This is a genomic window from Bacillus sp. m3-13 (assembly GCF_000175075.1).
GTDB classification, from domain to species: domain Bacteria; phylum Bacillota; class Bacilli; order Bacillales; family Bacillaceae_I; genus Sutcliffiella_A; species Sutcliffiella_A horikoshii_C.
This window is the reverse complement of record NZ_ACPC01000050.1, coordinates 74590-89811: the sequence shown is the minus strand read 5'-3', so window position 1 is coordinate 89811 and position 15222 is coordinate 74590. Positions and strand designations below refer to the sequence as shown.

Sequence of the window (15222 nt, the reverse complement as noted above, 5' to 3'; positions counted from 1 at the left end):
CAATCCTTGATCGGATGGATATCTTGCTAACATTGAAACCTGTCAGCTTGAACACAACTACAGTATCTGAGACTTCCGACACAGTCAGAAAAAGAGTCGAAAAAGCAAGGGGATTTCAATACGAACGATATGGGGAAGAAAGATGTAACGGAAGTGCTTCCATGGAGGAACTCACAAATTCGATTTCCCCTACTCAACTAGACACCTTGCAAGCCATTTCAATAAAACTAGGATTGAGCAACCGAGTCCAAATGAAAATCATCCGATTAGCCAGAACTGTATCCGATCTAGCTGGAGAGAAAAGCATAACAAACGAGGCTTTAGAAGAAGCTATGTCCCTAAGAAAAATCACGCCGAACACAATTTTTGTAAAAATCCCTTCGATGATAGGCGAATCGTGCCAAATCCAACAAAAGGATAACCAATAACATGCCTAGAAAAGCCAGAGAAAAAAGCGCAAGTAACATCTACCACATCATCTGGAGAGGAGCAAACAAACAAGACATCTTCCATGATGACGAAGATCGTATCAAATTCCAAGATACACTGGAGAAATATTACACAAAAACCAACATAACAATATACTGCTGGTGCCTGATGAGTAACCACATCCATCTATTAATAAAAGAAGGCAAAGAAGACATATCCCTAACCATGAAACGAATAGGCTTAAGCTATGCCCTCTACTACAATAGAAAATACTATACCATCGGCCACCTATTTCAAGACCGTTTTAGAAGTGAAAAAGTTGAAAACGACTCCTATCTCCTAACCGTTACTCGCTATATACACCAAAACCCTACCAAAGCAGGGATGGTCCAAAAACCCGAAGAATGGCAATGGAGCAGCTGCAGAGGATACTATGGCCGAGCTTCCCGCAATAGAAAAATGCTCCACATACGTTATGTTCTCAAGCTTTTCTCCAATGACATCCTAATAGCAAGAGAAAGATACAAAGAATTCAATGAAAAAACAAATAACGACCAGTGTCTAGAAGAACCAGAACAAATAAAAAGAAGACTAAACGACCATGACGCAAGAAGAGCCATACAAATAATCCTTGGAGACATCTCCATCCCCCAAGTAAAAAGCCTCCCTAGAGAAAAAAGACTACCACTACTCAGAAAAATAAAAAAAACAAAAGGCATCTCCCAAAGGCAAGCCGCCAGAATCCTGGGCATATCCCCAAACCTCATCTTCAAAGCGTAATTTCGAGCCAAGGGAATAGGTACGCTGACCCGTCTATACGTTAGTGCGTTAAAACTGAGCTTAGATGGGAGCTCATAAAGAAACTCGCCACTGGACGAGTTTTTTTATTCCTTATCATTCTTAAATAATTCATACTTTTGTAAGAATGCTTTCCAGGTACCAAACCGATAGAGTGCTTTCCTATAAAGACCGTTATCAATTTCTGAGTAAACTGGGATTCTTCCCATTGAATCTTCGATTTTTTTGAAAGTCGAAAATAGGATTCTATCACGGTACTGTCGGTGATTTTCTAATCCTGCATAAGAGAGTACTCCATCCCAAGTTTTGACTTCAAATCGTTGGAAATATCTAGATGGGTGAGCCCATCCTCTTTCAGGTTGTACCATATCTTTGAGGTACGGGGGCCTGCCATTCTTTTTGGACGCAACTTCCTTAGCCCTTTTCCTTAGGTTTTCTAGTAACTCCCTATCTGTATAAAGTTGAGGGTTTCTTTCCCTATTAACCGGTCTCTTCTTTATGATCTTACCAACTTTAGTTGGCCTTGCAAATTTAGACAGAATCGGCTTTAAATGTTCTTCGATATCATCGTCTTTGAAAATAATAATAAACTCACCTTTGAAATTTGAACTCTTCACCATTTCTAATTTCTCATGTAAATTCTTATAATATTGCATTTGCCGGCCATTTGGTGAAATGTGTTGCTTTCCTTCAAATTGTTCTCTTGTAAGGTAAGATGTTACCTCGATAATATAATTTTTGTCTAATTCCGGGGTATTTAACAATACAATGTCCGCATCTTTACCACCCTTATAATGCTCAAAACCTGGTATTTTTTGATATAACAGACCATGGTCTTCTTCTTCATGGGGAACAAATTGTAAGAGATCATCAACCATGCCTTGTAGGCGAGATGGGTTACGGTGGTTATGATTACTTAAATAACAGTGCCCATCTCCACGAAGGTTTGGTTCATATCCTGCCTGGGACAAAGCTTCTCTAAAACTTCCAAAAGCCCTAATAAAACAACCGCAAGCAGGCTTTTGGCTCCCATCTTTAAAAGTTGCAGTTTGATTCTTTCGCTTCCGAAAAGATTCAAATAACGGGGTCGCGCCTGTTTCTTCTCTTTCTTTATGAAGAGCTTCTAATAAGTAATCATTTGTATATGTATAAGCGGGAATGTAAATCTCATTTTCCTCTAAAATTTCTCGGTATTTCTTTCCATTCAATTTTTCAATTGTACTTATGTGCAAAGGTGATAATGCTTTGTTAATTTCATTGATAATTGGATAATAACCGTTCTTTAACTCATAATCCCGTACAAACTCAATAAGCCTGTCGTACACATCTTTTGGATCATATCCTGTCTCTTTTAAAAGGGAGAATTTGAATTCTTTTTTTAACTTATTCCACCCGTATCTCTTTCTAAAGCTAGTACTCCGACCATTATTAAACATCCAATCCTCAAAGTTTTGATGAGTAAGCTTTTCCTCTCCGAATTCATTTACGAATTCATTCATGTATTTTAGTACTTCCTCTTTTGTGTATACTGCGCTCTTGTTGCTTGGGAAGCCCATAGATTCAATAACACGAGGATAGGATGTAGATCCAAAGGCCCTAAGAATGACAGAATCAGACGGTAGGTCAGGATTACTCCTCAGCATTTGAATAGTTGGCATTACTCCATTTTCTATATAGTAATTCGATAACTTGGTTTTTATCTGTTTTTGTTTATTTGTTAGCATAATAGCACCGCCTTAATTTAAATTCGGTACTATCATTAACAAAATATCTTGGTTCTATACATCATGTAGATGTCGAAGCTTTATGGTGTATATCGGATTTTGTTGGTTAGGAGAAACAAATTTTTTTGTTTGAAGGATGATTTATCTTGCTGTATTTAAATGTCGAATACAAAAAGAGGGGGGAAAAGCGCAAGGGGAAAAATTTCATGAGTAAAAGTAAGGGAAGCACCGTGAAGGTTCGCTGCTTCCTCCTTTCCCATCTGCGGGTTGAGAAGACAGGTACGTTGGCGCAGGGGCCATTTCAATGATCCTTACTCCAAGTTGAATAAGTTCGATTTCTATTTAAACGCAAATTTTTGATAAATGATATTTTGTTTAAGTTTACTTTGATGTTAATTTCCCGCGATAGTAATTTTCAAAAAAATGTTTGTTTAACTGAAATTCTTTCGTTATGAATTAAGAGGTATATGCCATTCGCCGCCGCTCGACTGTTTCCGCGAGGTATATTTGTATAGTTTCGATTAGGAAGAGCGTATTATTGTATAAAGGGAAGCACAGAACCGTCAAGCTGCTTCCCAATCGCCTGCCTGGAGACACCTTCACCAACTCATCAGTATTATCATATTCCTGCCAATCTATTATTCTATGCAAATCCGAAGGGACATGTGCCCCTGCAATCCTATTTACTAAACTGCTGAAGAGAGGGAGTAATAGAATTTATATAAAATAGCACAAGTTCACCACCCATACCAACTAAACCCCACTTTTCAGAATATTTACAAAAACATCTTGACTTTCTTTCATTTATCATTTAATTTAGTGAATATAAAGTATGTAACCGGTTACATATATTTTTTAGTTTTATGTGTAACCGGTTACACACAAAATACTTACAAGCCAATCCTCCAAAGGATGTGTCAATATGAGCAAACCAATTAGAATACTTTCCCCCTGCGGGATGCTAGGTTACGGTTTTCCTGAAACGTCTTTTCTAAATGGACTAAAAGAAGAGATACACGGAATTGTAGTGGATGCAGGTTCCACAGATGCAGGTCCACATAAGCTTGGCGCAGGAGTACCCATAGTCAGCAGACGGGCAGCAAAAAAAGATTTGGAAATACTCCTTAAAAACGGTGTGCCAAAGAAAATTCCCATTATCATCGGTTCCGCAGGAGGTGCCGGAGCAAAACCGCATGTAGAATGGACATTGGAGATCATCAAGGAAATCTTGAACGAGAACAACCTAAAAGCAAATACAGCAGTCATATGGGCTGACTTTACAACAGAAGAAATTCTACAAGCAAACAAAGCTAACAAGATTAACCCACTTAGCAGTAACATTCCTGAACTAACTACTAGTCAAATAGAAGACTCCTTCAATATTGTTGCACAAATGGGACACGAACCAATTGTTGAAGCTCTTGAACAAGGGGCTGATGTTATCGTCTGCGGAAGAGCTTACGATCCATCACCTTTTGCAGCGGTCGGAGCTTTTCATCAGAAAGACCTTGGCCTCTCCTATCACTTAGGGAAAATTCTAGAATGCGGTGCTCTCTGTGCGGAGCCTGGAACGACAAAAGACAGTATACTCGGAACAATTCACGAGGATTATTTTACAGTGGAGTCGCTAAACCCCAAAAGGAAATGCACAACAATAAGTCTTGCTGCCCACACCTTTTATGAGAAAGAGCATCCATACATACTTCATGGACCTGGATTCACACTCGACCTTAGTGAATGTGAATTTAATGAGACATTACCAGGTGTTATCAGTGTGAAAAACAGTAAATATATCAAAAATGATCAACATCGAATCAAATTGGAAGCTGCTAAGTTGGTAGCGTATCGGACATTTGTCATAGCTGGAATAAGAGACCCCATCCTTTTAGGATCCATCGAAGACATAGAAGACATCGTCATCCAGCAAGTACAGGACTATTACAAAGAGATTTCTCAGGAAGACTATCAAATAAATTTTTATAACTATGGAAAAAACGGTGTACTTGGAAACAAGGAATCAACTGCCTTCCATGGCCATGAGATTGGTGTCATGTTCGAAGTGATTGCCAAAACACAAGAACTTGCAACAAGCATTTGTGCAACAGTCCGTTCAACCTTTCTACATTATGGCTATGAAAACAGGAAATCCACAGCAGGAAATCTTGCCTTTCCTTTTGCCCCTAGTGATGTGGAATTTGGACCTGTCTATGAATTTTCCATCTATCATCTGATGGAAATTACGGAGAATCCGTTCCGAATTGAGTTTTTGGAGGAGGTCTTGCAATGACCACATTGTTTGAACTGGCAAAGGTATTAAGAAGCAAGAATTCAGGCCCGTTTGAAATCACTCTGGATGTCCTTTTTAATAGCAAAGAAAACTACTTTAGAGTAAAAGATGCAGGTATTATTACCAAAAGCTTGATAGCGGACCTTTACCATATATCGGAGCAGCAGATACACCATTTGGTCTTTTTCGACCAGGCACTTGGGTTTAAAATAACATTTGCTAGGGAGACTTCGTCTGGAACGGTGGGAGATAGGGACGTATATGGAGCACAGCAGCATGCACCGTTAATGAATATTATAATCAAGTAGGATGGAGGAGCATTGTGGCAAAAATAGCAGTAGTAGGCAGTATCAATTTGGATTATGTCATCGAAACAGACAGTTTACCTGAGCTTGGGGAAACAATAAAAGGGAAGACATTTTTCTGCTCCCCAGGCGGCAAGGGGGCCAATCAGGCAGTAGCGGCTGCCAGGCTTGGTGGAAAAGTTACTATGTTCGGGTCTGTAGGGACAGACATAAACGGAACTTACCTTAAGAGCAACCTCGAAAAGGAAGGCATTGATGTAACACATGTAAATGATATCCCAGATATACCTACAGGTGCAGCATTTATTGAATTATGCCAAGGAGACAACCGAATTCTCATTATATCTGGCGCCAATGACTATACGAATAATGCTTACATGAAATCAAAAATAGACCAACTACTACAAGCCGATTGTATCCTGTTCCAATTTGAAACACCCCTGGAATTATTGGAGGAGCTAGTTCCTATTCTACATAACGCGGGAAAAACCATCATCGTCAATCCAGCTCCAGCGTTCAAACTAAATCAGGAAATAATCGACATGATTACTTATTTGACTCCAAACGAACACGAATATCAACTAGTATTGGATACCTCAATGTCTTGTCACGAAGTAATCAGGAAATATCCGAACAAACTCATCATCACAAGAGGTGAAAAAGGCATTCTCTACTGGGACGATAAAAAGGAGATTATCATCCCTTCTATTAAAGTGACTCCGGTAGATACAACAGGTGCTGGTGATACGTTCTCAGGGGCATTTGCCCTTGCCATTAGTGAAGGGATGTCCCTACCCGAAAGCATCCGGTTTGGTACAGTCGCAGCAGGTATTTCCATAACACAAAAAGGGGCACAGAGTGGGATGCCTTATCGCAAAGATGTCGACGCTTTATTAAACAAAGAGGTGAGAAACCATGAGGATAATAAAGGCCTCTTTACAACAGGTTAAGAAAGACTGGGTTATCTATGCCATGCTCTTTCCTGGGCTCTTATACTTTGTTGTATTCCATGTCATCCCTTTGATTGGGATGAAACTGGCATTTCAGGACTACCGGATTATCGGGGACAATGTATGGGTAGGGCTTAAACACTTCAAGATTTTGTTCAGCTCCCCGGCTTTTATGGATGTGCTTCAGAACACCATTATTATAAGCACGATGAAGATAGTATTCTTCTTCCCGATCCCTATCATTCTATCACTTCTTATTAATGAAGTGAGAAGTGGAAGGTATCGGAAGTATGTCCAATCGGTCGTGTATCTGCCCCATTTTTTATCATGGGTTGTCATTGCAGGTATTTGGATAAGCCTACTGAATCCGACTGATGGAGGAATTAATATCATTCGAAACTTTTTCCAACTTCCATCTCTAGATTTCATGACAAGCAAAGAGCATATCCGTTGGGTTTTAGTATTTTCAGAAATGTGGAGAAGCGCCGGCTGGGATTCTATCATCTATTTGGCGGCCATTATGAAAATTAGCCCGACGCTCTATGAAGCAGCGAAAATCGATGGCGCTTCAAGCCTTCAACAAATGAGGTATATAACCTTGCCGGCCATGATGACGACTGTGGTGACTGTCTTTATTTTAAATCTTGGATTCTTCATGAATGCTGGTTTTGACCAAGTATTCAACATGATGAACGCTTCTGTCATCAGCGTTGTGGACATTCTTGATACGTACGTGTACAGAATCGGGATCGTGAACGGGCAGTATTCTTATGCAACAGCAGCAAGTTTATTCAAAGGATTTATAGGTGTCGTACTGATTCTTGGCACACATTTTATCTCCAAGAGATTTACAGGTAAAGGCGTATGGTAGGGGAGGAGGGCAAGTATGAAGAATTTTGATACAACAAAGTGGATACTCTATCCTTTCTTATTTTTACTAACACTAGCAGTTTTAATCCCAATATTGAATTTGTTGGCATTGTCCTTATCAGATCCACTTAAAGTACACGAGCTGAACGGACTGAGCATTTTCCCTGCCGGCTTTTCTCTGATCAATTATAAAGTTTTATTATCCAATCCATTAGTTACAAAAAGTATCTTTAACACATTTCTAATCACAACTGTGGGAACGCTTCTAAATCTTTTACTTACATCGATGATGGCGTATATATTAGCCAAAACAACATTTGTTGGTAAAAGATTAGTAGTCATTTTCCTCATTGTCATCATGGTATTTGAACCAGGATTGATCCCAGAATACTTGCTTGTTAAAGACCTGGGATTACTTAATACTTACGCATCCGTCATTCTATATAAAGCTATCAACATTTATTACTTATTTATTTTGATGAGATTCTTCCAGGAAGTTCCCGACAGCATCCTAGAGGCGGCAAGGATTGATGGAGCAGGGCATTTCCGCATTTATACAAAGATTATGCTTCCGTTATCCAAGCCAGGACTTGCAACAATGGGCTTGTTTTATGGAGTCTATCACTGGAACGAATATTTCCGTGCCACTATCTATATCACTGACCCTGCAAAATGGCCGTTACAAGTGGTGCTGCGGCAATTTGTCGTCCAACGAGATAACACGGCTATCCTTGGTGCACAAAACCTGTTGTCATATGAGCAGGTGGCAAGTCTTGACTTTACTTCTTTACAAGCTGGAACCATCATCATCGCGATGATTCCGCTATTAATCTTATATCCTCTCATTCTCAAGTTCTATGCCAAAGGTGCATTGGAAGGCGGAGTGAAGGACTAAAGAGGACTTAATTTATCTTCATACTACACGACTTAACAAAGGGGAAACAACAATTAAACAAGGGGGAAATGGAATGAAAAAGTTTTTGTTAACGCTAATAACTGCAGTGACTGTCTTTGGATTGATTGCATGCTCAAATGAAACAACATCGGATAAGGAAAAGGAAAATTCAGGAGATGGCACCACCATCCGTGTCGTCTATAAGGATGAAACAAACTCTAATCCAGTATCTGTGAAATATTTTGACGAGTTGGAAAAAGCGCTAGAAAAAGACAAAGATATCAAGGTGAACTTTGAACTTGTAGATCTGCCACAAGGAAACTATGCCGAAAAGCTTACATTGCTCCTATATGGAGGAGACATCCCAGATATGATTTACTTCCAAGGCGGGGATCAGTCCCTTACACAACAAGGACTTCTTGAAGACCTTACCCCATACATCGAAGAATCTGAGTATCTAAAAGATGCACTCAGCCCATACAACCAGAAGCGTCTAGAAAATTATCCGTATCTGCTTTGGATTAAACCATTATCTGCTAAAACGCCAGTAATAAGGAAAGACTGGTTTGAACAAATGGAAACTTCCGAAAAATTGATGGCTGACCCAACTGTAGAGAATTATCATGCATTTTTTAAAGAACTGGTAGAGAAGAAGCCAGGTGGAAGCACACCGAATTATGCAGTAACAGTAGCGGGTGACTTGGAGGAAATCAACTTTACATTTAATATGGCATTCGGAATCAGTCAATCTTGGTTGGAAAAGAGTGACGGAACGTATGAATACTATAAAGTTTCCAAAAATGAAAAAGAGAAAATTGCCTATTATCAGAAACTCTATGAAGATGGTTTACTTGATCCACAATTCGTTACAAAGCAGTGGGATACGAAAGAAAAAGCGTTTTATGATGGGGAAGCGGCTGTAGTATCTGGAACAGCAGGTAAAGTAATTGATATTTATAACGGTAAAATGAAACAAGTTAATGGAGATGAAGCGGAACTTGTAGTCCTGCCACCTGCAAAAGGAATCGATCAAGGATTTGGCGTGACGGACGTAACAAAGGAATCTCGAGGTGTAGCAATCTCCTCTCAATCAGTAAATAAGGAACTTGTGTTTGATATTCTCGACTACCTGGCAAGCCCAGAAGGCCAAAAACTGGACCGTTTAGGATTTGAAGGGGAACATTATAATGTGAAAGACGGTGAAATCGAAGTAACTGAAAAGTATTATGGAGAATGGTACGCTAGGTTCTGGGAGCCGACTGAACTTACTTTTGATCAGCCATTAAAAACTCCATTATTAAGTGGACCTGCTACAGAATCACAAGAAATGACAATTGAGTATTTTAAAGAAGACAACTCGTTTATCTTACCGGAAGAATATGTGGCAAACTGGGATGCAATGGAAAACCTATATAGAGAATATACAACAGACATCATCACAGGCAAACGTCCAATTGATGATTTTGATAAATTTGTAGATGCATGGATGGAAGCGGGCGGAACACATATCACAGAATACGCCAACAAGACCATTAAGTAAGGAGTTCTTCTTATGATATCTTTCAAAGAACGCGTCAGAGGGGTTGTGTTCTCCACAGCCCTTGGAGACGCACTCGGCGCGACCATAGAAAAACTGACATATGAACAAATTAAAGAGAAGTACAATAAAGTCGAGTCATTGAAAACAGATTGGTACAAAGCCGATGCTCCTTACGAAGTAACCCTGGGAAAAAAGCGCGGAAATGGCATTGTCACCGACGACACCCTTATGACTATTGCACTGATGAACGTCTATGCAACTGAAAAAAGGCATCTTGATGCGTTTGACTGCGGTAATGAATTCGTAAAAGAAATCGCCTATAAAAAAACCTATATTCCTGAATTCGGGAAAGAAGCAATGATAATCGATCGCCTCTTCTATCCTGAGAAATATATATTTATGCGTCATGTGCTTGCAAACTGTGACCCACGCGAGGCCGGTATTGGCAACATGATTAATTGTGGAGCAGCTATGTACATTGCCCCAATTGGAATCGTGAACGCGTGCAACCCAAAAGCGGCCTATGATGAAGCAATTCTTTTTGCGATGGGCCATCAAAGTAGCTACGGGTTGGAGGCAGCAGGAGTGCTTGCAGCTTGTGTGGCAAAAGCATTTGAAGAAGACGTCACGGTCGATGAAATTGTTCAGGTGGCTATCAAACTAGCAAAGGACGGCACTAAACAGGCAATTATTGAACTGTCGGAGGCTGCGAGGGAATTGCGTTCTGAAAAGTTCGAGATGGATCGGGTGATAGAAGTCTTCCAAACTATCATGTATAAATATTCTCCAATGGGAGACGATGTGCATCGCAAGTTGGAGAAAATAGGCCAGCCTTCCAATCACTACACACCAAGCAGACTCTTTTCCATTGAAGAGCTTCCGATGGCTCTGGCTTTCATGGTGTTGAATGATGGAGAATTCTATCAATCAATTTTCGACGGTATTAACTCCGGCCGCGACACAGATTCTATTGGCGTAATGATAGGAGTTATTCTTGGAGCAATGTATGGAGAAAAAGTTGTGAATAAAGAGGACATAGCGTTGCTTCAAGAAACAAATAGAATGGACCTTTATGAGATTGCTGACCGATTTAGTGAGGTAGCCACAACAATTATCTATGAGGATTTACGTATTCAAGAGAGGCGCTTGGCGTACTTTGGAAAACACTGTTAAGGAAGGGGAGAGTTACATGATTCCAAACAACTATGTAGAAAAGGTATATGCAGGATTTCTGGGAATGAATGTAGGCATACGACTCGGAGCACCAGTCGAAGCTCCTTCCTGGACTTATGAAAGAATAAGAGATGTATTTGGTGACATCACAGATTACACCAAACCTTACAAAACATTTGCAGCTGACGACGATGCCAATGGTCCAGTATTTTTCCTCCGTGCCTTATATGATGATGCAAAAGACAGGGAATTGACACCTGATGATGTAGGAAAAGCTTGGCTGAACTACTCACGGGAAGGAATTGGAATGTTTTGGTGGGGTGGAGAAGGAGTAAGTACAGAGCATACTGCCTATATGAATCTATCCAGAGGGATACCTGGACCGAAATCAGGATCTATTGAGATGAACGGACTCATAGAAGCAGAACAGATTGGCGGGCAAATATTTATAGATACTTGGGGACTTGTCCTTCCTGGAGATGTGGAAAAAGCGGCAGACTATGCAGAAATTGCGGCAAGTGTATCCCATGATGGAAATGGACTTTATGGCGCTAGATTCATGGCTGCATGTATCTCAAAAGCCTTTGACACAAGCTCTATTAGTGATGTAGTGGATGCGGGATTGAGGACAATTCCTAAAGACTCTACCTACGCTCAACTTGTGCGAGCGGTTGTAGATTTTCACGCAAAGTATCCGAATGATTTCAGGGCTTGTCGACAGTACTTAGAAGAAGAGTGGGGGTATGACAAATATACAGGTGTCTGTCATATCATTCCAAATGCAGGTGTTTGCGTGTTATCCCTTTTGTATGGAGAGGGTAATTTTGCTAGAACTATTGAAATCGCCACCATGTGTGGATGGGATACCGACTGTAATGCTGGTAATGTCGGGACCATTGTCGGTGTCATGGGTGGAATAGAGGCTATTCCCATGCACTACCGAAAACCAATCAATGATTTTATCTGTACATCAAGTGTCTCTGGGTATTTGAACGTACTAGATATTCCCACTTTTTCTAAGGAAGTTGCGTTATTTGGCTACAAACTGTTTGGTGAACAGGCTCCACAAGAATTCAAGAATAGTGTAAGAAACGGTGAACTCTATTTTGACTTTGCCCTTCCGGGAAGTACGCATGGCTTCCGTACAGATAATACATTTAAAGCATTGCTGCATCCATGTGATGATTTTGGATATGAGAGTAACGGATCGCTTAAAATTGTGATGGATAGAATGATAGAGGGTGATGAAAGCAAGGTTTTCTATAAACCCTTTTACAGAAGAAACGAATTTAGCGATGAAAAATACAAACCAACCTTCGCACCTACCGTCTATAGCGGCCAACAGGTAACAATGAAGCTCTTCCTGGATAAATGGGAAGGTGAGGAGATATTTGTCTATCCATATGTACGCAATACATACACGGAAGAAATAATCAGGCTCGCGCGGGTTGCTCTTGATCATCAAGCTTGGAATGATGTTAATTTTGTGGTGCCGGATACAGAAGGAGCAATGATAGATGAAATAGGTTTCATTATCTCCTCGCCGTCTCCTTTATCTAATCGTGCCCTTGGAGCAATATACCTTGGCCAATTCCATGTGCATGGAAATAGTAAATATGAAATTGATCTTGCCAAACAGTCTACCGAATTCCTAAGCATTACCCCATTTTCTCACCATAGGGGAGAATGGCAGCTCAATGGAGAAACAATGACTTATGAATCCTCCACAGATTGCTCTTCGTACACAGGGAACTATTATTCTAGTGATTACACAGTAGAGACAACAGTAACGCCAGAAGGTGGAACAAGTCATGGGGTGATTTTTAGAGCTGAAGGAATCAGACGTCATTACTTTGTCGGCTTTAATGGAGAAGGTACCGTATCGCTGCTAAAAAATGATTTTGGATATTCCGAGTTGGCTAGTGCCACATATAATTGGAAATACGGTGAGGATTACAAAATGAGAGTAAGTTGTATTGGAGAAGAGATTTCGTTTTTCCTGAATGGAGTGGAGGTCTTAAAAGCAAAGGACAACCGTTACAGCCGAGGTATGTTTGGCTTCGGTACCGTTTCAAAGGGGAAAGGGAGCCTGAATTCCTTTATAATAGAAGAAAAGCAGCAGCAGGCAAAGTGATTTGCCTGCTTTGTTATCTAGAGAATAATACATAAAGTAGGTGAAAAGCGTGCAACGATCCACCGTTACCATCCGAGAAGTGGCAAAAGAGGCAGGTTTATCTGTCGCTACCATATCCAGATACTTAAATAAGAGCGGCTATATCGGAAAAAAAACAGAAGAGAAAATTAAATCTGTCATGGAACAACTGGACTACCGGCCAAACGAAATCGCTCGTGGTCTAGCCAAAAAGAAGACGAACACCATAGCACTTATCATTCCAGACATCACCAACCCATTTTTTCCGGAATTAGTCGTTTCTATCGAAAAAGTTGCAAAATCTAAAGGTTATAACTTGATTCTCGTCAACACTGAGCAGGACGATCTCCAAGAGAACAGTTTTTGGCAGAACTTCAAAAATCGCTATGTAGATGGAGTAATTTTGGCATCTTATCAATTCAATAAAGGAACTTTAACAGAACTTGAAGCAATGAATATCCCTTATGTGAAGATAGACCGTGCTGCGGACGATAAGAAGAACAACTCAATAGGGGTCAATAATTACAAAGGGGCACGACTGGCTACAGGACATTTGTTAGATATAAACTGCCAAAATGTCGCTCACATTGCTGGACCTCAAACCTTCTTGCCTGCAATTGAAAGAACAAAAGGTTTTGTAGATACATTAATTGAAAGTCCTGCCTATAACAAATGCCCCATCGTTCTAGAAGGTGATTTCACCCTCGAAAGCGGCATGCACCTGACAAAGCAACTGTTAAACAATAACCCAGATATAGATGGTATTTTTTTGGCCAATGATCTTATGGCCCTAGGTTGTTTAAAACAACTGAAGCAAATGAAAAAGGAAGTGCCAGAAGACATCGCCATTATCGGATTTGACGGCATCACCTTGACCAAAATGGTCGAACCGGAAATCACCACAATCCAACAACCCATCTACCAAATCGGAGTCAAAGCAACCAACACACTAATAAGTCTCATCGAAAACGTCGAAGATGAAACAGCCGAACTGAAGTTGGATGTGGAACTTGTAGTACGGGGGACGACGAGGAGGTAGGGGAGGAGCTGAAAGGGAGCTGAAGGGACAGGCACGCCGACCCGTCTTTGCTTTAAAGCGAAAATGTGGATGGTAAACTGAAAGATTATAGTGAAAGAGGCACAATCCCATGTGCCTCTTTTCTCTGTATATAAATAATCCAGTATATTTTACATGAAAATACAAAAACAGCAAATTATTTTTAGTTTTTATCGATATAATTAAGGAGATAGTGATGCGGGTGGGGGTGTTACTTTTGCTTTACAAATATACTAAGGAGAACTTCTAAATGAAAGAGAATATAAACTTCAACGAAATCATCATGTGAATTCTCTGTAAAAAGTATTGTTAATATGCCGTTAAATGATATACAAATTAAGAGTTTAAGTGAATTGGATTAGGTGAGTGAGTATTGGGGTAAATTAAGCGCTACTAAGTCTCTTTTTTGCAAAGCAAGGCAATAAGCAGAATAATATCCCGCCCATTGCCCTAAAATTAAATCTATCTATTCATATAAGCTCCACATCTATCACAATAGTCGTTTAGGTAATGTGTTAATTCCCCACAGCTATCACAAGAAGTCCAACGAAATCTCACAAATTTATTTACAATCCGTTTCATAGTGTCACACCCCCATATCATTCTTTTTAAATTCCTTCCATATATAGCGCTTATGAAGTAAGAAAATAGGATACAAGTTAGCTAACATTAATGGTATAAATAGAGGGATTCCTCCGTAAACCGTAAAAAAAAAGAAGTCTTGGTAAGAACACAAACAAGATTCCTAGTTGAAGGTAGAAGTAAAGTAGGACGACCCCAACCCCTTGCATCATTCGTTTTAAAATGCGATATTCCTTAATCACGCACTGTTCGTCCCAGTTAATCCTGCCAAAAATAATGTTCACATACTTGTGCATGCTTTTCCCGAAAGGAACACTTATCAACGCAAATAAAATATAAAAAAACAGTTTTATAACTAGGAACTCTTCTAATGCTTGTTGGGTCACTATATAAAGTCCTGTAAAAGCAACAAAAGCATATAAGTAGGGTCTAAGAGTATGCTCTACCTTACGTATCATCT

13 protein-coding genes are annotated in these 15222 nt (G+C 40.0%); 11 read left to right on the top strand and 2 right to left on the bottom strand.

Features of this window, described 5'->3' with window-relative positions:
- Positions 1–23: 23 nt before the first annotated feature.
- Together M313_RS27105 and M313_RS0121680 are read left to right on the top strand one after the other, a co-directional pair.
- The gene (locus M313_RS27105) at positions 24–428 is read left to right on the top strand and encodes a magnesium chelatase subunit ChlI family protein (RefSeq protein WP_157182538.1); all 405 of its coding nucleotides are present in this window, start codon (positions 24–26) and stop codon (positions 426–428) included.
- Position 429: 1 nt separating this feature from the next.
- A complete protein-coding gene (locus M313_RS0121680) occupies positions 430–1209 on the top strand; it encodes a transposase (protein ID WP_010200198.1) in 780 nt (259 codons plus the stop codon).
- A gap of 104 nt (positions 1210–1313) precedes the next feature.
- Here M313_RS0121680 and M313_RS0121675 read toward each other — a convergent pair whose 3' ends face one another.
- Positions 1314–2951 carry a homing endonuclease associated repeat-containing protein gene (locus M313_RS0121675; RefSeq protein ID WP_010200194.1) on the bottom strand — a complete coding sequence of 546 codons (1638 nt, stop codon included), beginning with the start codon at positions 2949–2951 and terminating at the stop codon, positions 1314–1316.
- 922 nt (positions 2952–3873) lie between these two features.
- Here M313_RS0121675 and M313_RS0121665 point away from each other — a divergent pair.
- The 9 genes from M313_RS0121665 (at position 3874) to M313_RS0121625 (ending at position 14162) form a co-directional block, all read left to right on the top strand.
- Entirely contained in the window at positions 3874–5238 is a 1365-nt protein-coding gene (locus M313_RS0121665) for an acyclic terpene utilization AtuA family protein (protein WP_010200189.1), read from the top strand.
- Positions 5235–5546, top strand: coding sequence for a DUF4387 domain-containing protein (locus M313_RS0121660; protein WP_010200187.1), 312 nt, complete (start codon positions 5235–5237; stop codon positions 5544–5546). Before M313_RS0121665 ends, M313_RS0121660 begins: the two co-directional genes overlap by 4 nt.
- A gap of 14 nt (positions 5547–5560) precedes the next feature.
- The gene (rbsK, locus tag M313_RS0121655) at positions 5561–6493 is read left to right on the top strand and encodes a ribokinase (protein WP_010200185.1); all 933 of its coding nucleotides are present in this window, start codon (positions 5561–5563) and stop codon (positions 6491–6493) included.
- Complete coding sequence (locus tag M313_RS0121650; protein WP_010200183.1) at positions 6459–7364, top strand: ABC transporter permease; 906 nt, start codon at positions 6459–6461, stop codon at positions 7362–7364. Before rbsK ends, M313_RS0121650 begins: the two co-directional genes overlap by 35 nt.
- Before the next feature lie 15 nt (positions 7365–7379).
- The gene (locus M313_RS0121645; protein ID WP_010200180.1) at positions 7380–8258 is read left to right on the top strand and encodes a carbohydrate ABC transporter permease; all 879 of its coding nucleotides are present in this window, start codon (positions 7380–7382) and stop codon (positions 8256–8258) included.
- A 73-nt stretch (positions 8259–8331) separates the two neighbouring features.
- Complete coding sequence (locus tag M313_RS0121640) at positions 8332–9798, top strand: extracellular solute-binding protein (RefSeq protein WP_010200178.1); 1467 nt, start codon at positions 8332–8334, stop codon at positions 9796–9798.
- Between the two features lie 12 nt (positions 9799–9810).
- A complete protein-coding gene (locus M313_RS0121635; protein WP_010200175.1) occupies positions 9811–10971 on the top strand; it encodes an ADP-ribosylglycohydrolase family protein in 1161 nt (386 codons plus the stop codon).
- A 16-nt stretch (positions 10972–10987) separates the two neighbouring features.
- Complete coding sequence (locus tag M313_RS0121630; RefSeq protein WP_029326642.1) at positions 10988–13105, top strand: ADP-ribosylglycohydrolase family protein; 2118 nt, start codon at positions 10988–10990, stop codon at positions 13103–13105.
- A gap of 49 nt (positions 13106–13154) precedes the next feature.
- Positions 13155–14162: a LacI family DNA-binding transcriptional regulator gene (locus M313_RS0121625; protein WP_010200161.1), complete on the top strand. Its 1008-nt coding sequence runs from the start codon at positions 13155–13157 to the stop codon at positions 14160–14162.
- A gap of 677 nt (positions 14163–14839) precedes the next feature.
- Here the strand turns inward: M313_RS0121625 and M313_RS0121620 are convergent.
- On the bottom strand, positions 14840–15220 hold the full coding sequence (locus M313_RS0121620; protein WP_010200159.1) for a hypothetical protein: 381 nt from the start codon (positions 15218–15220) through the stop codon (positions 14840–14842).
- Positions 15221–15222: the final 2 nt, after the last annotated feature.

What these genes read in the sequence shown, in the direction of transcription:
- M313_RS0121680 (WP_010200198.1), top strand. Translation starts at nt 430, where the DNA reads ATGCCTAGAAAAGCCAGAGAAAAAAGCGCAAGTAACATCTACCACATC.
- M313_RS0121675 (WP_010200194.1), bottom strand. Translation starts at nt 2,951, where the DNA reads ATGCTAACAAATAAACAAAAACAGATAAAAACCAAGTTATCGAATTAC.
- M313_RS0121665 (WP_010200189.1), top strand. Translation starts at nt 3,874, where the DNA reads ATGAGCAAACCAATTAGAATACTTTCCCCCTGCGGGATGCTAGGTTAC.
- M313_RS0121660 (WP_010200187.1), top strand. Translation starts at nt 5,235, where the DNA reads ATGACCACATTGTTTGAACTGGCAAAGGTATTAAGAAGCAAGAATTCA.
- M313_RS0121650 (WP_010200183.1), top strand. Translation starts at nt 6,459, where the DNA reads ATGAGGATAATAAAGGCCTCTTTACAACAGGTTAAGAAAGACTGGGTT.
- M313_RS0121645 (WP_010200180.1), top strand. Translation starts at nt 7,380, where the DNA reads ATGAAGAATTTTGATACAACAAAGTGGATACTCTATCCTTTCTTATTT.
- M313_RS0121640 (WP_010200178.1), top strand. Translation starts at nt 8,332, where the DNA reads ATGAAAAAGTTTTTGTTAACGCTAATAACTGCAGTGACTGTCTTTGGA.
- M313_RS0121635 (WP_010200175.1), top strand. Translation starts at nt 9,811, where the DNA reads ATGATATCTTTCAAAGAACGCGTCAGAGGGGTTGTGTTCTCCACAGCC.
- M313_RS0121630 (WP_029326642.1), top strand. Translation starts at nt 10,988, where the DNA reads ATGATTCCAAACAACTATGTAGAAAAGGTATATGCAGGATTTCTGGGA.
- M313_RS0121620 (WP_010200159.1), bottom strand. Translation starts at nt 15,220, where the DNA reads ATGATACGTAAGGTAGAGCATACTCTTAGACCCTACTTATATGCTTTT.